15 protein-coding genes are annotated in these 21232 nt (G+C 71.3%); 4 read left to right on the top strand and 11 right to left on the bottom strand.

The features are described from left to right. Positions 1–38: 38 nt before the first annotated feature. From P2Q00_RS32005 to P2Q00_RS32025, 5 genes are all read right to left on the bottom strand, one after another. The gene (locus P2Q00_RS32005) at positions 39–248 is read right to left on the bottom strand and encodes a hypothetical protein (protein WP_275776857.1); all 210 of its coding nucleotides are present in this window, start codon (positions 246–248) and stop codon (positions 39–41) included. 136 nt (positions 249–384) lie between these two features. Further along, entirely contained in the window at positions 385–708 is a 324-nt protein-coding gene (locus P2Q00_RS32010; RefSeq protein ID WP_275776859.1) for a putative WhiB-interacting protein, read from the bottom strand. Next, on the bottom strand, positions 705–1073 hold the full coding sequence (locus tag P2Q00_RS32015; protein ID WP_010984500.1) for a WhiB family transcriptional regulator: 369 nt from the start codon (positions 1071–1073) through the stop codon (positions 705–707). Before P2Q00_RS32015 ends, P2Q00_RS32010 begins: the two co-directional genes overlap by 4 nt. Before the next feature lie 175 nt (positions 1074–1248). Next, positions 1249–1575 carry a hypothetical protein gene (locus P2Q00_RS32020; protein WP_275776864.1) on the bottom strand — a complete coding sequence of 109 codons (327 nt, stop codon included), beginning with the start codon at positions 1573–1575 and terminating at the stop codon, positions 1249–1251. A 164-nt stretch (positions 1576–1739) separates the two neighbouring features. Next, positions 1740–3935, bottom strand: coding sequence for an ATP-dependent DNA helicase UvrD2 (locus P2Q00_RS32025; protein WP_275776865.1), 2196 nt, complete (start codon positions 3933–3935; stop codon positions 1740–1742). A gap of 183 nt (positions 3936–4118) precedes the next feature. On the opposite strand from P2Q00_RS32025, the gene P2Q00_RS32030 reads away from it, so the two are divergent. After that, the gene (locus P2Q00_RS32030; RefSeq protein ID WP_030929162.1) at positions 4119–4361 is read left to right on the top strand and encodes a mycoredoxin; all 243 of its coding nucleotides are present in this window, start codon (positions 4119–4121) and stop codon (positions 4359–4361) included. A gap of 43 nt (positions 4362–4404) precedes the next feature. On the opposite strand, the gene P2Q00_RS32035 is transcribed toward P2Q00_RS32030, so the two are convergent. From P2Q00_RS32035 to P2Q00_RS32060, 6 genes are all read right to left on the bottom strand, one after another. Further along, positions 4405–4638, bottom strand: coding sequence for a hypothetical protein (locus tag P2Q00_RS32035; protein WP_275776867.1), 234 nt, complete (start codon positions 4636–4638; stop codon positions 4405–4407). Positions 4639–4652: 14 nt separating this feature from the next. Next, positions 4653–5597, bottom strand: coding sequence for an NAD(+) diphosphatase (gene nudC, locus P2Q00_RS32040; RefSeq protein ID WP_275776869.1), 945 nt, complete (start codon positions 5595–5597; stop codon positions 4653–4655). A gap of 156 nt (positions 5598–5753) precedes the next feature. Next, a complete protein-coding gene (locus tag P2Q00_RS32045; protein WP_275776870.1) occupies positions 5754–7157 on the bottom strand; it encodes a dipeptidase in 1404 nt (467 codons plus the stop codon). 10 nt (positions 7158–7167) lie between these two features. Continuing rightward, entirely contained in the window at positions 7168–10746 is a 3579-nt protein-coding gene (locus P2Q00_RS32050; protein ID WP_275776871.1) for an ATP-dependent helicase, read from the bottom strand. Positions 10747–10865: 119 nt separating this feature from the next. Further along, positions 10866–14201, bottom strand: a complete 3336-nt coding sequence (locus P2Q00_RS32055; protein WP_275776872.1) for an ATP-dependent helicase — start codon at positions 14199–14201, stop codon at positions 10866–10868. 257 nt (positions 14202–14458) lie between these two features. Then, positions 14459–14845: an MGMT family protein gene (locus P2Q00_RS32060; RefSeq protein ID WP_275776873.1), complete on the bottom strand. Its 387-nt coding sequence runs from the start codon at positions 14843–14845 to the stop codon at positions 14459–14461. 186 nt (positions 14846–15031) lie between these two features. On the opposite strand from P2Q00_RS32060, the gene P2Q00_RS32065 reads away from it, so the two are divergent. From P2Q00_RS32065 to P2Q00_RS32075, 3 genes are all read left to right on the top strand, one after another. Next, complete coding sequence (locus P2Q00_RS32065) at positions 15032–17776, top strand: lysylphosphatidylglycerol synthase domain-containing protein (RefSeq protein WP_275776875.1); 2745 nt, start codon at positions 15032–15034, stop codon at positions 17774–17776. A 78-nt stretch (positions 17777–17854) separates the two neighbouring features. Next, the gene (locus tag P2Q00_RS32070) at positions 17855–19405 is read left to right on the top strand and encodes an alpha/beta hydrolase (protein ID WP_275776876.1); all 1551 of its coding nucleotides are present in this window, start codon (positions 17855–17857) and stop codon (positions 19403–19405) included. Positions 19406–19541: 136 nt separating this feature from the next. Continuing rightward, entirely contained in the window at positions 19542–21098 is a 1557-nt protein-coding gene (locus tag P2Q00_RS32075; RefSeq protein WP_275776877.1) for an alpha/beta hydrolase, read from the top strand. Positions 21099–21232: the final 134 nt, after the last annotated feature.

Consider the following 21232-nt stretch of genomic DNA (forward strand, 5'->3'; position numbering starts at 1 on the left):
GGGAGGGGGCGGGGGGGGGAGACCCCAGAGGAGTGGCCTCACCACCAGGCCGAGTCCAGCCGCCCCTCGATCGCCCTGAGGTTCTCCCGGGAGCAGGTGTCGCAGAAATACTGCCGGACGCCGTTTTCCACGGAGCAGGTCCAGGTGGGCTGCGGGCCCTCGGCCCGGGTGCCACAGCGGGCGCACACCAGGGGCTGTGGCTCCGTGGGGGAGCCTGCGTCGTCACTGCCTCCGGGAAGACTCGTCACCCGGTGACGATAACGCCGCGGTCGGCGGATCGGCGGGCACAACGCACCGCGGGGGCCGGTCCGTTCGGACGGACCGGCCCCCGCGGTGAGCTACTGCCTCCCGGGGTCGGGAGGCCAGAGCTTCAGGTGTGATCGGTTACTGCATGACCGCCATGGCGAGCGCGCGGCGGGCGCGCAGCGAGGCGCGCTCGGCCCGGCGCTGCATCCGGCGGGCGGTCGCCAGGCGCACGGCCCGGCGTTCCCGCTCGGCCTCATGCAGCCGGTCGTGCATATGCGCACGAGCCAGGGCTTCTTGGATGAGTTGCATCTCTCGGGTCCTGTTCTGACGCGAGCCTGTCGCGCCTGTGGTGGTGAAATCTTCGATCGCGGAGCCGGCGGGCTCGGTGGTGGACGGCTTCATCGGGGCCTGCTTCTTGGGGTCGTTCGTGAGAGGGCGGTCGATCGTTCCGGTGATGTTCATGCTGTGACCGGGTTCTTGCGCGGGCGGCCACGCGGCCGCTTCCGGGCGACGACGACACCCTGGACGAACAGCTCGCCACCCCAGACGCCCCAGGGCTCACGCCGCTCCTTGGCGCCGGCGAGGCAGGCCTCGATCAGCGGGCAGGTGCGGCAGAGGGACTTGGCGTACTCGACGTCGGCCGGCGACTCGGCGAAGAAGACCTCCGGGTCGTAGGAACGGCAGGGGACGGGTACGCCGAGGTTCTCGATGGCGTCGTCGAGCGCGGTGAGCGCAGTGAGCGGGATCAAGGTGGAGTCCTCCGTGAGGCCGGGCGGGGGGATCGTTTCGGAAGGCGGTACGGACGGGGCGTGCGCTTCGAGTTGCACGGTTGGTCTTCCTCGTCTGGTCGTTCCGGTCCTGTTGGACCGGGTGGCGGCTGGTACCGGGTTCAGCTCTTGTCCCGAGGCCCCTTCGGTCCGTCGTCCCCGTTCGGGGAAAACAGAAGGGCCGCGGATCCCGGATGGGGTTCCGCGGCCCTGAAGGCGCCGGCCTGATCGGCGATCAGGCTGGATCACTCCAGGGTTCTGGCCCACGGAAGGCCCACATCTGGTGGTGCTGCGTCGTCTGCTTCCGGCTTCCGGCACCGGCCGCCGTAAAGGCATAGGCCTGCGCCTGTGCCACTACTGCTTCCAGTGCCTTGGTCGGTCGCTCATTGCGCTCACGGATGGGAAGACCCGTGAGAGAAACGGGGGAGGACGCCAGCCGACCGGCAGGAATGCCGGACAGACCGGTGCCCGGGTTCGAGGCGCCGAGCATGCACAGGGAGGCGACGACCGAGCGATCGGTCATTTTGACGGTGCTGATGGAGCTGCTGTTGATGCTGATCACTGGACTCGCCTCCTCTCGGCGCTTCGGGGACTGGGGTGAGCCAGTCCGACGGATATGCAAGTAGAACACGGAATCGGGGCCTCCGAGAAGGCCTCCGTCCCCGTGGCTAAGAACCTATGGGGATTGCTGGGGCATGCGCAAACTATTTTTTCGACGAGTTTGAATCAGTCCCCTTCGTCCTCTTTTTCAGGCTCGCGACCTGCGCAGAGGGCCAGGACATCGGCCCCGTAGCGGTTGAGCTTGCGCACGCCGACCCCGGGGATCCGGGCCAGTTCGCCCTCCTCGTCGGGGGCGGCCTCGGCGATGGCCATCAGTGTCTTGTCGGTGAAGACGCAGAAGGCGGGTTGTCCGCTGCGCTGCGCCTGGTCGGCGCGCCATTCGCGCAGCCGCTCGTAGAGGCCCTCGTCCATGTCGGAGGGGCAGTCCTCGCAGCGCATCAGTTTCATCTCGCCGGCGTCGGTGAGCGTGCGCCCGCACACCCGGCAGCGGGCGGGGGTGCGTTGTGTGCGCCGGGGTACGGCGTCCGGTCTGCTTGTGAAGCCGCGCTCGACTCCCCCTGCGCCACTTGCCGCGGTACGGCCGACGGTGGCGGTGGAGCCAGGGCGGAGCCCGTCCAGGAAGCGGCTGGGGCGGCGGTTCGGGCGGCCGCCGGGTGAGCGGGACAGTGACCAGGAGACGTGGAGGCGCTCCCGGGCCCGGGTGACACCGACATAGAGGAGGCGGCGCTCCTCCTCGATCTGTTCGTCGGTCTTTGCGTAGGTGATCGGCATCATGCCTTCGGCGACGCCGACCAGGAAGACGACGTCCCATTCCAGGCCCTTGGCCGAGTGCAGGGAGGCCAGGGTGACGCCCTGGACGGTCGGGGCGTGCTGGGCGCCTGCCCGCTCGTCGAGTTCCGCGACGAGGTCGGCGAGGGTGGCGCCGGGTTTGGCGGCGGCGAAGTCGTGCGCGAGGTTCACCAGGGCGGCGAGGGACTCCCAGCGCTCTCGGACCGCACCGGAGCCGGCCGGGGGCTGTGGGGTCCAGCCCTCCCCCGACAGCACGGCACGCACCTGGGAGGGCAGGTCCACGGCGTCGTCGAGAAGAGAGTCGTTGCCGCCGAAGCGGGCTGCGCCGCGCAGGGCGACGCCCGCCTTGCGTACCTCCGGGCGGTCGAAGAACCGCTCGGCGCCGCGCAGCTGGTAGGGGACTCCGGCGTCGGCGAGGGCCTGCTCGTAGGTCTCGGACTGGGAGTTCGTCCGGAACAGGATGGCGATCTCGCTGGCCGGGACGCCCGCGTCCATGAGTTCGCTGATGCGGCGGGCGGCGCCCTCGGCTTCGGCGGGCTCGTCGGTGTATTCGGTGTAGCCGGGCTCGGGGCCCGCCTCGCGCTGGGAGATCAGTTCCAGTCGGTGGTCGGCGGCGCGGCCTCGGGCCTGGGCGAGGAGGCCGTTGGCGAGATGGACGACCTGGGGGGTGGAGCGGTAGTCGCGGACCAGTTTGACGACGGTGGCTCCGGGGTGGCGGGTGCGGAAGTCGAGAAGGTGGTCCGGGGTTGCTCCGGTGAACGAGTAGATCGTCTGGCTGGCGTCGCCCACGACGCACAGGTTGTCCCGTTCGCCGAGCCACAGTTCGAGGAGGCGCTGCTGGAGGGGGCTGACGTCCTGGTATTCGTCGACCACGAAGTGCTGGTACTGGGAGCGGATCTGTTCGGCGATGTCGTGCCGGTCCTGGAGGATGGCGACGGTCAGCAGCAGGACGTCCTCGAAGTCGATGACGGAGCGGTCCCGTTTGAGGTCTTCGTAGACGGAGTAGAGCTGGGCGATCTCGGCCGGGTCGCGGGGGGCGTCACGGCCGGCTTTGGCGGCGGCGGGGGCGTAGTCGGCGGGGACGGTCTGGGTGACCTTGGACCACTCGATCTCGGCGGTGACGTCCCGCAGTTCGCCGCGGTCGAGGCGGATGCGGCAGGCGGCGGCCGCGTCGGCGACGAGCTGGATCTTGCGGTCGACGAGCCGGGGCATGGAGCCACCGACTGCTTTCGGCCAGAAGTACTGCAGCTGGCGGAGGGCGGCCGAGTGGAAGGTGCGGGCCTGGACACCGGTCGCGCCGAGCTGGCGGAGCCGGCCGCGCATCTCGCCGGCGGCGCGGTTGGTGAAGGTGACGGCGAGCACGCTGGAGGGCTGGAGGATTCCGGCGCGCACCCCGTAGGCGATGCGGTGGGTGATGGCCCGGGTCTTGCCCGTGCCGGCGCCCGCCAGGACGCACACCGGTCCGCGCAGGGCGGTGGCCACCTCGCGCTGCTCGGGGTCGAGCCCTTCGAGCACCGCGTCGGCCGAGTCGGGGGCCTGCGGGAAGAGCGTGGAGTGCGTTGCTGCTGTCACATGGCCATGCTGCCAGGTCGGTGGAGACGGGTGCGGCGGTTGTCCACAGGCAGGTGCCTGCAGTCGTACTAATGCGGCAGGCGTCACGTCCGGTGCGGTACCGCGGGTGGGAATGGTGGCCCTGTCAAGTACGTTCCCTCTCTGCGACCAAGCATCCCCGAGCAGCTGAGGAGCGCGAGAGACATGCCGGGCACTGTGACGATGTACAGCACCACGTGGTGTGGCTACTGCCGTCGGCTGAAGAGCCAGATGGACCGCGAGGGCATCACGTACAACGAGATCAACATCGAGCAGGACCCGGATTCCGCGGCGTTCGTGGAGAAGGCGAATGGCGGAAACCAGACGGTGCCGACGGTGCTTTTCCCGGACGGTTCGACGCTGACGAACCCGTCGCTGGCGCAGGTGAAGCAGAAGATCGGCGCTTAGCCGCTCTGTTGTTTCGGTGCGGAGGGCGGTCCCTGAGGTGCTCTCAGGGGCCGCCTTCCTGTGCTGTGTCCCACACCATCGTGGAGCGCCGCAGCAGTCGGCAGCGGACCGGCATCCCAGCCGGGCTCCTCATCAGCCGGGCGGCCTTCGCCGCGAGCTTGCGCGCGAGCAGCCTGTCCCCGCATCCGATGTCCAGGGCCGCCTCGCACCTGTCCGGCATGGCTGCGAGCACCACGGGGTGGTGGTGGACGTTGTGGTTCCGGTACGGGTCGGTCATCCGGCGCTGTCGCCTCAGATGAAGCTCCTCGTCGGGAGCGGCTTGCCGTACCACATCTCGATCAGGCGGGCCGCGATCGAGATGCCGTACGGAGGCAGTACCTCGCCGGACTCGAAGGCGGCGCCCAGGTCGTCCCGGGAGAACCAGCGGGCTTCGTGGATCTCGTCGCCGTCGACGTTGATCTCGGTCGAGGTCGCGCGGGCCATGAAGCCGAGCATGAGGCTGGACGGGAAGGGCCAGGGCTGGCTGGCGACGTATTCGACGGCGCCGACGGTGACGCCTGCCTCCTCGAAGACCTCGCGGCGCACCGACTGTTCGATGGACTCGCCGGGCTCGACGAAGCCGGCGAGCGTGGAGAAGCGGCCCTCGGGCCAGTGCACCTGGCGGCCGAGCAGGATGCGGTCCTTCTCGTCGGTGACGGCCATGATCACGGCGGGGTCGGTGCGCGGGTAGTGCTCGGCGCCGCAGGCGGAGCAGCGGCGGATGTGGCCGGCCGCGGCGATGACCGTGCGCTCGCCGCAGCGGGAGCAGAAGCGGTGGGTGCGCTGCCAGTTCTCCAGGCCGACCGCGTGCACCATCAGGCCCGTGTCACGGGGCGAGAGGAGGAGGCCGGCCTCGCGCAGGCCGGCCGGGCGCGCGGACTGGTCGATGCGGCCGGGCAGCGCGTCCTTCTGGAGGGCGAAGTAGCTGACGCCGTCCTCGTCGGTGCCCAGGAAGTAGCGGTGTGCCTCGGTCAGGGGGGCTTCGAAGGAGGGGGTCATGACGAGTTCGGTGCGGCCGTCGGCCGTCTCGTCGATGAGGACCTGGCCGCCGGAGACCACGAAGCAGCGGGTCGTGGGGTGGCTCCATGCTGCCGCGAGCCAGGCCTCGTCGAGCCGGTGGTGGGCGGCGCGGTCGATGCCGCTGGGGGCAGTGAGCGAGATGGGGCGGTCGGCGGTGTGGTCGGTCCAGGTGGTCACGGGTGCTTCCAACTCCCCCTGTGGAACGGATTGTTTCGGCGGGCGGTTAGGCGGGACGGACGGTGGGAGGCGACCGGGTCCGGTGGGGCTGGGCGGTGCGGGGCGGCCTTTTCAGTCTGCCCCGCGCGCGATGCCGCTACGGATGGCGCGGGGCGCTCAGGGGGCATGGCGCCAGGTCTCGGCGAGGTCGCCCCACAGGTATGCGCTGGCCTCGACGCCCTTGAGGAGCAGCTCGAGTTCGACCTTCTCGTTCGGGGCGTGCCAGCCGTCGGACGGGACGGAGATGCCCAGGAAGAGCACGGGTGCGCCGAGGACTTCCTGGAGGTCTGCGGCGGGTCCGGAGCCGCCCTCGCGTGTGAAGCGGACGGGTTTGTCGAAGGCGCGGCCCATCGCGCGGGCGACGGACTGCAGGGCGGGATGGTCCAGGGGTGTCAGGCAGGGGCGGGTGGCCGCGGCGAACGTGATCTCGTACCGGATGCCTGCGGGTACCTGCTGGGCGGCCCAGGCGCGGACGGCCTTCTCGATGTGGTCGGGGTCCTGGCCCGCGACGAGGCGGAAGGAGAGTTTCACCATGGCCGAGGACGGGATGATCGTCTTGCTGCCGGGGCCCTGGTAGCCGCCGCCGATGCCGTTCACCTCGGCGGTGGGGCGGGCCCAGATGCGCTCCAGGGTGGTGTGCCCGGCTTCGCCGTGGAGGGCGTACGACTTGGCGGTGCGCAGCCACTGCTGCTCGTCGAAGGGCAGCTCGGCGAAGAGTTCGCGCTCGCGGTCGGTGAGTTCGACGATGCCGTCGTAGAAGCCGGGGATTGCGACGCGCGCGTGCTCGTCGTGCAGGGCGGCGACCAGGCGGGCGGCGGCGGTGGCCGGGTTGGGTACGGCGCCGCCGAAGGAGCCTGAGTGGATGTCCTGGTCGGGGCCGGAGAAGTGGATCTCGCACTCGGCGAGGCCGCGCATGCCGGTGCACACCGTGGGGGTGTCCTCGGACCACATGCCGGTGTCGGAGACGATCACGGCGTCGGCGGCGAGCCGGTCCGTGTGCTCCTCGACGAGGGCCCGGAAGTGCGGCGAGCCGGACTCCTCCTCGCCCTCGATCAGCAGCTTCAGATGGACTGCGGGGGCGGTGCGGCCGGTGGCGGCGAGGTGGGCGCGGACGCCGAGTGTGTGAAAGAACACCTGGCCCTTGTCGTCGGCCGCTCCGCGCGCGTGGAGACGGTTTTCGCGGACGACGGGTTCGAAGGGCTCGCTGTCCCAGCCGTCCTCGCGGGCGGCGGGCTGCACGTCGTGATGGCCGTAGACCAGGACCGTGGGCGCTGCGGGGTCGGTGGCCGGCCACTCGGCGAAGACGGCGGGGGCGCCCGGCGTCTCCCAGACCTCCGTGGTCGTGAAGCCGGTGTCCTTGAGTTTGGCGGCGAGCCAGTCGGCGCTGCGGCGTACGTCGGGCGCGTGGTCGGGCTGGGCCGACACGGACGGGATGCGCAGCCACTCCGCGAGGTCGTCGAGGAAGGCGGCACGGTGCTGCTCGATGTACGAACGGACGGCGCTGTCCGGGGTCTGGCTCATGGTCACGAGCCTATCGGCCCGCACTGACATCCTCGTTGGGCGGTTCCTCACAGTTTGCTTGCGCGGCCGGCTCCTCCAGCAGCAGCCGCTCCAGTGCGGACCGGTCGGGCCAGTCCTGCGGTCGTACCACCTCGCCGGTGCGTACATACAGGAATGCGGCGTTGACGGACTCCAGGGGGATGCCCTGCTGCTCGGCCCAGGCGAGCCGGTACAGGGCGAGCTGGAGCGGGTCGGCGGTGCGGGTGCGGCTGGTCTTCCAGTCGACGATCTCGTACGTCGGCCCGTCGCCGTCGTCCTCCTTGTAGACGGCGTCGATGCGGCCCCGGACGACGCGGCCGGCGATGGCGAGCTGGAAGGGCGCCTCGACTCGGTGGGGTGTGCGGTGGGCGTACGTGGTGCGTTCGAAGGCTTCCTTGAGGGCTTCCAGGTCGTGTTCGTCGGCGATGTCGGTCTCGCTGCCGGGCAGTTCCTCCGGCTCCAGCATCGGAAGGGTCAGCTCTTCGAAGCGGGCCTCGATCCAGGCGTGGAAGCGGGTGCCCCGGCGGGCGGCGGGTTGCGGGGCGCGCGGCATGGGGCGTGCGAGTTCCTGCGCGAAACCGTCCGGGTCGGCGGCCAGGCGCAGCACCTGGGAAGCGGTGAGCGATGCGGGGAGGGGGACGTCCGTGACGGCCTCCCGCGCGCGCAGGAGTTCACCGGTGAGGGCGTCGAGGTCTCGGTCCCAGGAGGCGAGGGTGCGGGCTTCCTCCGGGGTGAGGCGGGAGTGCGCGGGGGTGGTGCGGGAGTGCGGGGGCGTGGAGGCGTGCGCGTTGTGCTCCGGGTGCGCGCGTGCGCCGTCGGGTGTGCTTGTGTGCTCGGTGCTTTCCGGGGCCGTCGCCTGGTGCGGGACGGTGGGGCGGTGCGTGGACCAGGCGTGCCAGTCGCCGGGGTCTTCGTTCGTGAAAGGGGCCCCTTCTGCGAAGGGGTCCTGCTCGTCGTAGGGCATTTCTTCGTCGTAGGGCACTTCTTCGTCATCCGGTGGCGGTGGCCAGTCCGGGTCGTCGTGGCTGTCCGGGTCGTGTGTGGCCGCGGGGTGGCCGTCGTCGTGGGAGGCGAGGTTCTCCAGGTGGGCCAGGACCGTTTCGGCGGCCGTCCTGCGCCGGGCCAGGGATGCCTCGTCCAACGGCAGGGGCCAGACCTGGTCGGCGGTCGCGGTGTGCAGGGCCGGGTTCTCCTCGCCTTCGGCGGGCTCGTCCGCCCACGCCTCGATCTCGCCGTGGCCGGCCGCGCAGTGGTCGTACAGGTCCTGCAGGAAGCCGGAGGGTCCGCGGGGCTTCTTCTGGGTGCGGCCCCACCAGTGGCCGGAGCCAAGGAGGAGGGAGCGGGGGCGGGTGAAGGTGACGTAGCCGAGGCGGAGTTCCTCGGTGTGCTGGTGTTCCTTCATGGCCTCCTGGAAGGCTTTCAGGCTTCGGGAGTCCCATGTGTCCAGGTCGGGCAGGGTGTCGGCGTCGCCGCGCAGTTCGTGCGGCAGCACCTTGCCCTGGGCGGTCCACTTCTCTCGGCCCTGGGTGCTGGGGAAGGTGCCGGTGACCAGGCCGGGGACGGCCACGACGTCCCACTCCAGGCCTTTGGACTTGTGGGCGGTGAGGACCTTCACGGTGTTCTCGCCGCCGGGGAGGGCGTTGTCGAGGCCCTTCTCGTACTGGGCGGCGGTGCGCAGGAAGGCCAGGAAGGCGAGCAGTGTGGCCTCGCCGTCGCCGGCGGCGAACGAGGCGGCGATGTCGAGGAAGTTGGAGAGGGTCTCGCGGCGGCGGGCGGCCAGGGCGTGCGGGGATGCCGACAGTTCCACCTCCAGGCCGGTGACGGCGAGGACGCGGTGCAGGACGTCCATGAGGGGGTCGGCGAGCGAGCGGCGCAGGTCGCGCAGTTCGGCGGCCAGGCGCGCGAAGCGCACGCGCGCGTCCGGGGAGAAGGGCAGCCCGTCGTCCTCCCGCTCGGCTTCGAGCGGCATCTCCAGGAAGGTGTCGAGGGCGTCGGCGAGCGAGGTCACCTCGGAGGGGTCGACTCCCTCGACGGCTTCGGCGAGCCGACGGTCCCGGTCGTCGTCGCCGTCCACGCGCGCGTGGGCGACGAGGAGCCGGGCGCGGCGTCCCAGGAGGGCGAGGTCGCGGGGTCCGATGCGCCAGCGCGGGCCGGTCAGCAGGCGGACCAGGGAGGCGTTGGCGCCGGGGTCCTGGAGGACCTCGCAGACGGCGACCAGGTCGGCGATCTCGGGGAGGTGCAGCAGTCCGGACAGGCCGACCACCTCGACGGGGACGTCCCGGGCGACGAGTGCGCCCTGGATCTCGGCGAAGTCGGTCGCCGTACGGCACAGGACGGCGATCTCACCGGGTGCCTTGCCGGTGTTCACGAGGTGGGCGACGGAGTCGGCGATCCAGTCGATCTCCTCGGCGTGGGTGGGCAGCAGCGCGCAGCGCACCGTGCCGTCGCGTTCGGCGCCGGGGGCCGGGCGGAGGGCTTCCACGCCCGCGTGCATGGCGCGCAGGGGCTCCGCGAGACCGTTGGCGAGGTCGAGGAGGCGGCCGCCGCTGCGGCGGTTCTCGCTGAGCGCCTGGCGGGTGGCGGGGCGGCCGTCGGGGTGTGCGAAGTGCTCCGGGAAGTCGTCCAGGTTGGCGACGGAGGCGCCGCGCCAGCCGTAGATGGCCTGGCAGGGGTCGCCGACGGCGGTGACCGGGTGGCCGGTGCCGTCGCCGAACAGGCCTGCCAGGAGGATGCGTTGGGCCACCGAGGTGTCCTGGTACTCGTCGAGGAGGACCACGCGGAACTCGTCGCGCAGGATGCGGCCCACTTCGGGGATGCCGGCGAGCTGGGCGGAGAGGGCGATCTGGTCGCCGAAGTCGAGCAGGTCGCGCTCGCGCTTGGCGGCCCGGTAGCGCACCACCAGATCGGCCAGTTCACGGCGCGCGGCGGCCGCCTCGGGGACCTTGCGCAGGTCGGCGTTGGTGAGTTTGGCGTTTTCCAGGGTGCGCAGCAGCCCGGCGTCGTAGGCGCGCAGATCCTCGGGCCGTACGAGGTGCTCGGCGAGCTCGGCGTCGAGGGCGAGCAGGTCGCTGACCAGGTCCGCGAAGGAGCGGGTGAGTGCCCGGTAGGGGCCGGGTGCCTCGCGCAGCACGCGCGCGGCGAGCTGGTAGCGGGTGGCGTCGGCGAGCAGGCGGGCGGTGGGTTCGAGGCCGATGCGCAGGCCGTGGTCGGTCAGGAGGCGGCCCGCGAAGGCGTGGTACGTCGAGATCACCGGCTCGCCCGGCGGGTTGTCCGGGTCGATGACGTCGGGGTCGGTGACGCCCGCCTTGATGAGCGCCTTGCGGACGCGTTCCGCGAGTTCACCGGCGGCTTTGTTGGTGAACGTGAGGCCCAGGACCTGTTCGGGGGCGACCTGGCCGGTGCCGACCAGCCACACCACGCGTGCCGCCATCACCGTCGTCTTGCCCGACCCGGCTCCGGCCACGATCACCTGCGGGGCCGGCGGCGCGATGATGCAGGCCGTCTGCTCCGGGGTGAACGGAATCCCGAGGAGCTCCTTGAGCTGATCGGGATCGGTGATACGGGGTGGCACGTCAGAGAGGCTAGCGGCGGCCACTGACAGTGGAGGCCCAATCGGCCCCGGGGCTGGAAGAAGCGCAGGTCAGCATGTGTGGTGCGGTCGATCACAGGGAACCCGGAAGATCACCCGGGTCACTCGACCACGTGCCGCCCTTCGGGCCGCGCGCTGCAGGACGCCTGGAAGGCGCAGTGCGTGCAGTGCTGGCCGGCGCTCGGCGTGAACCGTTCGTCGAGGACCTTTCCGGCGGCGTTGGCCAGCAGCCGGCCGGCCCACTCCCCCTCCAGTGGTTCCTGGGCCTGCACCTTGGGGAGGGTCTCGCCGCCGTCCCGCTGGGCGGCACCCTGGCGCAGCTGGACCAGTTCGGCGCCGCCGGGCTCGGGACGCACGCCGTCGAAGGCTTCGTCCACGGCGCCTTCGCGGACGGCGAGCTGGTAGACGGCGAGCTGCGGGTGGCGTTCGACTTCGCGGGCGGTCGGCGCCTGTTTGCCGGTCTTGAAGTCGACGACGTAGGCGCGGCCCTCGCCGTCGGCCTCGACGCGGTCCATGGAGCCGCGGATGCGGACCTCGTAGTCGCCCGCTTCGAGGGTGACGTCGAAGTCGTGCTCGCTGGCCACCGGTGTACGGCCGGTGCGATCCATGACGTGCCACTTCAGGAAGCGTTCGAGCGCCACGCGCGCGTTCTCCTTCTCCTGCGCCGACTTCCAGGGCGCGTCGAAGGCGAGTGCGTTCCACACGGAGTCGAGGCGCTCCATGAGGACGGCGAGGTCGGCAGGCGTGTGTCCGGAGGCGACCTCGTCGGCGAGGACGTGCACGACGTTGCCGAAGCCCTGGGCGGCCGTCGCGGGGGCGTCGGCCTTCACCTCGCGGCCCAGGAACCACTGCAGGGCGCAGGTGTTGGCGAGCTGATCGAGGGCGCTGCCGGAGAGCACGACGGGCTGGTCGCGGTTGCGCAGCGGCACCTTGCTCTCGGTCGGCTCGAACATGCCCCACCAGCGGTAGGGGTGGGCGGACGGGACGAGCGGGCGTCCGTCCTCGTCGGCGAGCGCGGCGAGCCGCGCCAGGCGGTGGGCGGCGGCCTCCCTGAGGGTGTCGGAGACGCGCGGGTCGACCGTCGTGGCGCGCAGTTCGGCGACGAGGGCCGCGACGGACAGCGGGCGGCGGGGGCGGCCGGTGACGTCCCTGGGGTCGACGCCGAGTTCGGTGAGGAAACGGGAGGGCTGGTCGCCGTCGTCCGCGGGTGCCTTCACGGCGGTGATGACGAGGCGTTCACGCGCGCGCGTGGCGGCCACGTAGAACAAGCGCCGCTCCTCCGCGAGCAGGGCGCCCGGGGTGAGCGGTTCGGCGAGTCCGTCGCGGCCGATGCGGTCGGCCTCCAGGAGGGAGCCGCGGCGGCGCAGGTCCGGCCACAGGCCCTCCTGCACGCCCGCGACGACGACCAGGCTCCACTCCAGGCCCTTGGAGCGATGCGCGGTCATCAGGCGTACGGCGTCGGGGCGTACGGCACGCCGGGTGAGCGTGTCGGCGGCGATGTCCTCGGCCTCGATCTCCTCCAGGAAGTTGAGGGCGCCCCGGCCGCCGGTGCGCTCCTCCGCGCGCGCTGCGGTCGCGAACAGGGCGCACACGGCGTCCAGGTCACGGTCGGCGTTGCGGCCGGCCGCACCACCGCGCCGGGCGGACCGCTGCAGGCGCGCGGGCCACGGCGTGCCGTCCCACAGGTCCCACAGCGCCTCCTCGGCCGTACCGCCGCCCGCGAGGCGCTCCCTGGCCCTGCGCAGCAGTGCGCCGAGGCGCTGGGCGCCACGCGCGTACGCCGGATCGTGCGCGACCAGGCGCTCCGGCTCGGCCAGCGCCCGCGCAAGGAGCTCGTCCGAGGGCGGTGGCAGGGGGTCGCCCGCGGCCCGCTCCTCGTCGCGCAGAGCACGCCCGAGGCGGCGCAGGTCGGCGGCGTCCATGCCGGCGAGGGGGGAGGCCAGCAGGGTCAGGGCGGTTTCGGTGTCGAGCCAGGACGTGGCCGCCTCGGGCTGTCCAGGGGCGGGCTCGGCGCCCTCCCCGTCCGGCACGTCGGTGCGCGCCGCCTCCGCCGCGGCCACCGCCCGCAGTGCCGTCAGCAGCGGCGCCACAGCCGGTTCGTGCCGCAGCGGCAGGTCGTCGCCGTCGATGTCCAGGGGCACGCCCGCCGCGGTGAGCGCACGGCGCACCGTCGGAATCGTGCGGGATCCGGCGCGCACGAGTACGGCCATCTCACGCCAGGGGACGCCGTCCTCCAGGTGTGCGCGGCGCAGGATGTCGGCGATGTTGTCCAGCTCCGTACCGGGCGTCGGGTACGTGTACACCTCGACGCGGCCGCCGTCCCGCACCGGCGCGAGTTCGCGATGCGCGCGTACCTTCTGCGCCGGAAGCCGGGTGAGCGGCATGCGCTGGGTGAGCAGCCGGGTCGCGGTGAGCAGGGCGGCACCGGAGCGGCGCGAGGTGCGCAGGACCTCTACGGGCGCCGGGCGGCCGTCCGCGCGCGGGAAGGCGCCCGGGAACTCGAGGATGCCGCCCACGTCCGCACCGCGGAACGCGTAGATCGACTGGTCCGGGTCGCCGAAGGCGACAAGGGTGCGGCCTCCGCCGGCGAGGGCGTGCAGCAGCCGTACCTGGGCAGCGTCCGTGTCCTGGTATTCGTCCACGAAGACGGCGTCGTAGCGCGCGGCGAGCCGCTCGGCGGCCTCGGGGCGGGAGGCCAGGAGGACCGCTCGGTGGACCAGCTCCGCGTAGTCGAGCACGCCCTGCAGGTCGAGCACGTCGAGGTATTCGGCGAGGAAGGTGGCCGCCGCGCGCCAGTCGGGGCGGCCGATACGGCGGGCGAAGGCGTCCAGGGCGCCGGGCCCCAGGCCCAGTTCGCGGCTGCGGGCGAGCACCGCACGGACCTCGTCGGCGAAGCCCCGGGTGGTCAGACAGGCGCGCAGTTCGTCGGGCCAGCGCACGTGCGCGAGACCGAGCCGCTCCAGGTCGAGCTGGCCCGCGAGCAGTTCACGGACGGTCACGTCCTGCTCGGGGCCCGACAGCAGGCGCAGCGGCTCCACGAACAGGTCGTTGTCCTGGTGGGCGCGGACCAGGGCGTAGCAGAACGAGTGGAAGGTGGTCGCCTGGGGCGCGCGCGGCGCCCCTATGCGCAGTGCCATGCGGTCGCGCAGTTCGACGGCCGCCTTGCGGCTGAACGTCAGCACCAGGATGCGCTCGGGGTCCCCGCCACGGGCGATCCTCGCCGCCACGGACTCGACGAGCGTGGTGGTCTTACCGGTACCCGGACCTGCGAGGACGAGCAGCGGGCCGCCCTTGTGGTCAACCACGGAGCGCTGTGGCGCGTCCAGATGAGGGGGATCCTGTCGGGCCGGCGGGGTACGCACCAGTCGGTAGGCGCCACGACTCCCCTGTCGCACCTGGGGGTGCGACAGGCGCCTGGTGGAGGAAGAGGAGCTCACGTGGTTCGCCGGTCCTGGTGGTTGTACTGGTCGTCGGACCACCGCGCGTGCAGGGCGGTGGTCGGGAGGTGAGGGGGACGCGTGCAGGCGACGCTACGCCGACGGAGGTTGCGGAAGCAGGGCTTCCTCTTCTTCCCTCGCGGCACTCACGACCCGCACGTCCCTTGCCCCACGAACGTACGGCATGCCACAAACGTGCCCCGTTTCCCCCGTACGGATCACGGGTCACACACCGGCCCGTCGTATGGCGGAAGCTTTCAGGTGTGACCCTCCGCACGTTCGCCGCCGTCCCACCTGGCCCGCCTCATGTCGAGGCGCGGCAGGTGGCCCTCGGCGGCCCTGCTCGCCTGCTTGAGGGGGGTGCCCTCGGCGCGGTAGTGATCGAGAGCGCGCAGTTCGTGTCCCGGGAGCAGGACGCCGTCCGCGCGCACGACGCGCCACCACGGAACGGCTCCCCCGTAGAGGGCCATCACCCGGCCGACCTGACGGGGGCCGCCCTCCTCCAGCCACTCGGCCACGTCCCCGTACGTCATGACACGCCCGGGCGGGATCAGTTCGGCGACATCGAGGACGCGCTCTGCGTATTCGGGCAGCGCGTCCGCGTGCTCCGGGCGGGCGTCCCGCGGAAGGCTCTCCTCGCTCATCCGGCCCATCCTGCCGCACGCCACCGACAGTGTGACGCGGTCGCGACTGTGCGTATCCCTCGCCCCCGGGCGGCGCTTCCGGCAGACTGTGCGCCCCCGCTCCTGCACCCTGATGCCCCCGCGTGTCGGTGGAGCATGCCACCATCGTGCGGGCGGTGACTGGTGATACGAGATCAAGAAGAGACCATGAAGCAGCAGGGTGCGCACCCAGAGGACGCGGAGAGCACCTCTGACGCGTCGTCGCGCCCCGACACCGGCTCCGCCCCTGGCGCCGACGGCAAGGACACCGCTCCGAAGGACGTCGACCGGGGCGAGGACGACTTCCTGGACGAGGCGCACATCGACCAGGTAGAGGGCGACGAACCGCTGCTCCCCGCGCGCGTGCACCGTCCGTCCGATCTGATGCGCCTCCTGGTGGGCGTGCTCGCCGTCGTCGTACTGCTCGCGATCGCGGCGTTCGCCCACGGCACCACCTCGGGGCTCGAACAGGACATCAACAAGGGCACCGGACAGGCACCCGATCTGCTCATCAAGATCGCGGGGCTGGCCTCCAGCATCGCGATCCTCCTGGTGCCGGTCGCCTTCGCGATCGAGCGGCTGATCAAGCGCGACGGGCTGCGCATCGCGGACGGCGTGCTCGCGGCGGTCCTCGCGCACGGGGTGACTCTCGCCACAGATCTGTGGGTGGCCAAGGCCGCCCCCGACTCCATCCAGGAGGCGCTCACCCAGCCCTCCCCCGGCGACATCCATGCCCTGACCGACCCGGTGCACGGCTATCTCGCGCCGGTCATCGCGTACATGACGGCCGTCGGCATGTCGCGGCGGCCGCGCTGGCGCGCGGTGCTGTGGATCGTGCTGCTCCTCGACGCGTTCTCGATGCTCGTCACCGGCTACACGACACCGTTCTCGATCATCCTGACGGTGCTGATCGGCTGGACCGTGGCCTACGGGACGCTGTACGCGGTCGGCTCGCCCAACGTCCGTCCCACGGGACGGACGCTGATGGCAGGCCTCAGGCACGTCGGCTTCCGCCCCGTGACCGCCTCGCGCGAGGAGGTGCCGGAGACACCGGAGACCGGCGACCGCGGCCGGAGGTACTTCGTCACGCTGGAGGACGGCCCGCCGCTGGACGTGACGGTCGTCGACCGGGAACAGCAGGCGCAGGGCTTCTTCTACCGCGCGTGGCGCAACCTGACGCTGCGCGGCTTCGCCACGCGCAGCAGCCTCCAGTCGCTGCGCCAGGCACTGGAGCAGGAGGCGCTGCTCGCCTACGCGGCCATCGCGGCCGGCGCCAACGCACCCAAGCTGATCGCGACCTCGGAGCTCGGACCCGACGCCGTGATGCTCGTCTACGAGCACATGGGCGGGCGCACCCTCGACGCCCTCGCGGACGACGAGATCACCGACGAGCTGCTGCACGACACCTGGCACCAGGTACGCGCTCTGCAGTCCCGGCGCATCGCGCACCGCAGGCTGGTCGGCGACGCGATTCTGGTGGATCGTTCCGGCACGGTGATCCTGACCGATCTGCGCGTGGGTGAGATCGCGGCCGGTGATCTGCTGCTGCGCATGGACATCTCGCAGCTCCTGGTGACGCTCGGTCTGCGGGTGGGCGCCGAACGCGCGGTGGCGTCGGCTGTGGGCGTCCTCGGCCCCGACGACGTGGCCGACTGCCTGCCGATGCTGCAGCCCATCGCGCTCAGCCGCACCTCCCGAGCGACCCTGCGCAAGCTCGCCCGCGAGCGGGCCCAGCGCGAGCGCGAGGCGGTCCTGGAGGCGACCCGGCAGGCCAAGCAGGCCCGCCTGGAGGAGGCCTCGGACGACACCGGACCCGTACGCGAAAAGCCCGACAAGAAGGCCGTGCGGGCGGAGCTGAGGGCCGAGAAACGGGCCATCGACGAGGCCCTGGAAGAGGCACGCGAGGAGGATCTGCTCACGCAGATCCGTCACCAGGTGCTGTTGATCAGACCGCAGGCTCCGGTCGAGCCGGCCCGCCTGGAGCGGGTGCGGCCGCGCACCCTGATCAGTTTCATCGCCGGCGCCATCGGTGCGTACTTCCTGCTGACGCAGCTCACCCACATCGAGTTCGGTCCCCTGGTCGCGAACGCGCAGTGGGGCTGGGTCATGGCAGCCGTGGTGTTCTCGGCGGGCAGCTACTTCGCGGCGGCGATGGCGCTGCTGGGGTTCGTACCCGAGCGGGTGCCGTTCCTGCGGGCCGTGGGGGCTCAGGTCGCCGGGTCGTTCGTCAAGATCGTCGCCCCGGCCGCGGTGGGCGGTGTCGCCCTCAACACGCGCTTCCTGCAACGTGCCGGGGTGCGTCCAGGGCTCGCGGTGGCGAGCGTCGGCGCCTCGCAGCTGTTCGGGCTCGGCTGCCACATCCTGATGCTGCTGTCGTTCGGCTATCTGACCGGCACCGAGAAGACGCCGTCCCTGTCGCCGTCCCGGACGGTCATCGCGGGTCTGCTGTCGGTGGCCGTGCTCGTCCTCGTGGTCACCTCGGTGCCGTTCCTGCGGAAATTCGTCGTCACGCGCGTGCGGTCGCTTTTCGCCGGTGTCGTACCGCGCATGCTGGATGTGCTGCAGCGGCCGCAGAAGCTCGTCACCGGCATCGGCGGCATGCTGCTGCTGACCGCCTGCTTCGTGATGTGCCTGGACGCCTCGATCCGCGCCTTCGGCCAGGACGGGACCTCGCTCAGCCTCGCCAGCGTGGCCGTCGTGTTCCTCGCCGGCAACGCGCTCGGGTCGGCGGCCCCGACCCCGGGTGGCGTGGGCGCGGTGGAGGCGACCCTGACGGTCGGTCTGATCGCCGTGGGCCTGCCCAAGGAGGTCGCGGCCCCGGCCGTGCTGCTGTACCGGCTGCTGACGCTGTGGCTGCCGGTGCTGCCGGGCTGGCTGGCCTTCAACCAACTGTCGCGCAAGGGTGCGCTGTAGCACGAGGACCGGAGCCGGCGTACCTCTTACGGGCTCGTGCCCCGAGCGCCCCCGCGCGCGTGACCGCAGGATGGGAGCATGATCCCTTCCCGCCTGCGGGCAGCTGCCCTGACCGCCACCGCCGTGCTGCTGTCCTCACTGTCGGCGGGCTGCAGCGACAGCTCAAAGGACTCCAAGGGCGAGGATCTGCCGGCCCAGAAGCTGGACTGGAAGGACTGCCCGGCCCCGTCCGCAGCCGAAGGCGGCGGTACCGCCCCGTCGCCTCTGCCGAACGGCGGCCACTGGCAGTGCGCCACCTTGAAGGCGCCCCTCGACTGGGCCGAGCCCAAGGGCGACACGATCGGCATCGCGCTGATCCGTGCGAGGGCGAGCGGAGACAACAGCAGGCGCATCGGCTCCCTCGTCTTCAACTTCGGCGGGCCCGGCGGCTCGGGCGTCACCACACTGCCCGCCTTCGGCCAGGACTACGCGAAACTGCGCACCCGCTACGACCTGGTCAGCTTCGACCCGCGCGGAGTCGGCCGCAGCGCCCCCGTGAAGTGCGAGAGCGACCAGCAGCTCGATGCGTACTTCCAGCAGGACGCGACCCCCGACGATGCCGGTGAGCGCACCGAGTTCGTGGACAACACCAAGGCGTTCAACACGGCCTGCGAGAAGAACTCCAAGAAGGTGCTGCCGCGTGTCCGCACCACCGACGCGGCCCGTGACATGGATCTCATGAGGCAAGTCCTCGGCGACGACAAGTTGTACTACTTCGGCATCTCGTACGGCACCGAACTCGGCGGCGTCTACGCCCACTTGTTCCCGAAGAAAGTGGGCCGCGCCGTCCTCGACGCGGTCGTCGACCCGACGCAGAACGCCGAACAGAGCTCGCTCGGACAGGCCGAGGGCTTCCAGCTCGCGCTCGACAACTTCGCCGCGGACTGCACGTCGAAGACCACGCCGTGCCCCATCGGCGACACCGCTCAGGACGTGAAGGACCGTATCGCCAAGCTGTTGAAGGACCTCGACGCAAAGCCGATCTCCGGCATCTTCCCCCGCCGGCTGACCCAGACCGCCGCGACCAACGGCATTGCGCAGGCCCTGTATTCGAAGGACTACTGGCAGTACCTAACCGAGGGCCTGGAGCAGGCGTACAGCGGCGACGGCAAGGTCCTCATGGCACTGTCCGACTCCCTGAACGGGCGCAGCGAGAACGGCGAATACAGCAACATCACCGCCGCCAACATCGCCATCAACTGCGCCGACGACAAGCCCCGCTACAGCGCCGGCTATGTGCAGCAGAAACTGCCCGAGTTCCGGTCCGCCTCGCCCCTGTTCGGCGACTTCCTGGCGTGGGGCCTGGTCAGCTGCACCGACTGGGCCGTGGCGGGTGCCGCCGACCATCCCGACGTGAGCGCGCCAGGGGCCGCGCCGATCCTTGTCGTGGGCAACACGGGCGACCCGGCAACGCCGTACGAGGGCGCGAAGAAGATGGTGGACGCGCTGGGCAAGGGCGTCGGCATCGAGCTGACGTACAAGGGGCAGGGGCACGGCGCGTACGACAGCAAGAACAAGTGCGTGCAGGCCGCGGTGAACGGCTATCTGCTGGACGGGAAGGTCCCGGCGGCCGGAACCGTGTGTTCCTGAAGCCTGGATCCGATTCAAGGGAAAGTAGCAGGTCAGAAGGTTATCCACAGGCTCCGGCAGGTCTGGCTTGATCCGCCTACGATGGCCTGACAGCCGTCCGCTGCTCGATGCGGACGGCCCGTGAGGGGGGACGCACATGGCGCGATTCGTACGGTGGACGGCTCTGGGAGCCGCCGCAGCGCTCCTGGTGGGCGGTTGCAGCAGCGGTTCGTCGTCCGACGACGGCAAGGGGGGTGGGAGGACGAGTGCGGCTGCCTCGCCGTCGTCCGGCTCCTCGGGCACTACAGCCGCGCTGCCCTCCTCACTGACCGCGCAGAAGCTTGCCTGGGGCCGCTGCAAGGCCACCGCCGACTCCCCCGCACCGGGCAACGACTGGCAGTGCTCGACGCTCAAGGTGCCGCTGGACTGGTCGAAGCCGGAGGGCGAGACGATGGGCCTCGCGCTGATCCGCGCCAAGGCCCGCGGGGGCACCCGCATCGGCTCGCTGCTGTTCAACTTCGGCGGCCCCGGCGCCTCGGGGGTCTCCTACCTGCCGTCCTTCGGCCCCACCTTCGCCAAGCTCCGTGAGCAGTACGACCTGGTGAGCTGGGACCCGCGCGGCGTCGGATCGAGCGGGGGCATCCGCTGCCGCAGCGACAAGGAGATCCAGGCCGCGGAGTCGGTGGACACCACACCGGACACCCCGGCCGAGGAGAAGGTATACCTCCAGGACGCGGCCGACTTCGGCAAGGGCTGCGAGAAGGCCGCCGGAAAGCTGATGTCGCACGCGTCGACGACCGACACCGCCCGCGACATGGACCTGATGCGCCAGGTGCTGGGCGACCCGAAGATGCACTACTTCGGCATCTCGTACGGCACCGAACTCGGCGGCGTCTACGCCCACTTGTTCCCGAAGAAAGTGGCGCGGCTCGTCCTGGACGCCGTGGTCGACCCCAGCGCCGACATGGTGGGTCACGCCGAGAACCAGGCCAGGGGCTTCCAGCGGGCGCTGGACGACTACCTGAAGTCGACGGGACAGGACCCGGAACAGGGATCCCGGAGGATCGCGGCCCTGCTGAAGCGGATCGACGCCCGGCCGCTGCCGACCTCGAGCGGCCGCAGGCTCACCCAGACCCTCGCCCTGACCGGACTGACATACCCCCTCTACTCCAGGCAGAGCTGGCCCAGTCTCACCAGCGCGCTGAACACCGCCGAGAACGGTGACGGTTCGGAACTGCTGTCGCTCGCCGACGGCTACAACGGCCGCGACGCCTCCGGGCACTACGAGACGACGACCCACTCGCAACGGGTCATATCGTGCTTGGACACCAAGCTGCGCCCGACACCCGCCGAAACGAAGAAGCGGCTGGCGCAGTTCGAGAAGATCTCGCCCGTGTTCGGCGACTTCATGGGCTGGGACACCGCCGGTTGGTGCCACGACTGGCCGGTGGCGGGCCAGTGGGACACCCCGCCGGCCAGCGCACCCGGCGCGCGCCCGATCCTCGTGGTCGGCAACACCGGCGACCCGGCGACGCCCTACGAGGGCGCCCGGAAGATGGCCGACGAGCTGGGCAAGGGCGTCGGTGTGGAGCTCACCTGGAAGGGCGAGGGACACGGTGCGTACGGGAACGGGAGCGACTGCGTCGACTCGACGGTGAACGCGTATCTGCTGAACGGGACGGTGCCGAAGGACGGAAAGATCTGCGCCTCGTAGGCCGGGCAGCGGGAGTTGCCGCCCGGGCAGCGGAAAGCGGCCATGAGTCGATCACCTCATGGAGCAGCCACCGTCAAGGCAATGCCTCCGACGGGGGATCGGCCGACACCGGGATGGAGGGGCACCGTTCCCGG

This window comes from Streptomyces coacervatus, assembly GCF_029223485.1.
GTDB lineage: Bacteria > Actinomycetota > Actinomycetes > Streptomycetales > Streptomycetaceae > Streptomyces > Streptomyces coacervatus.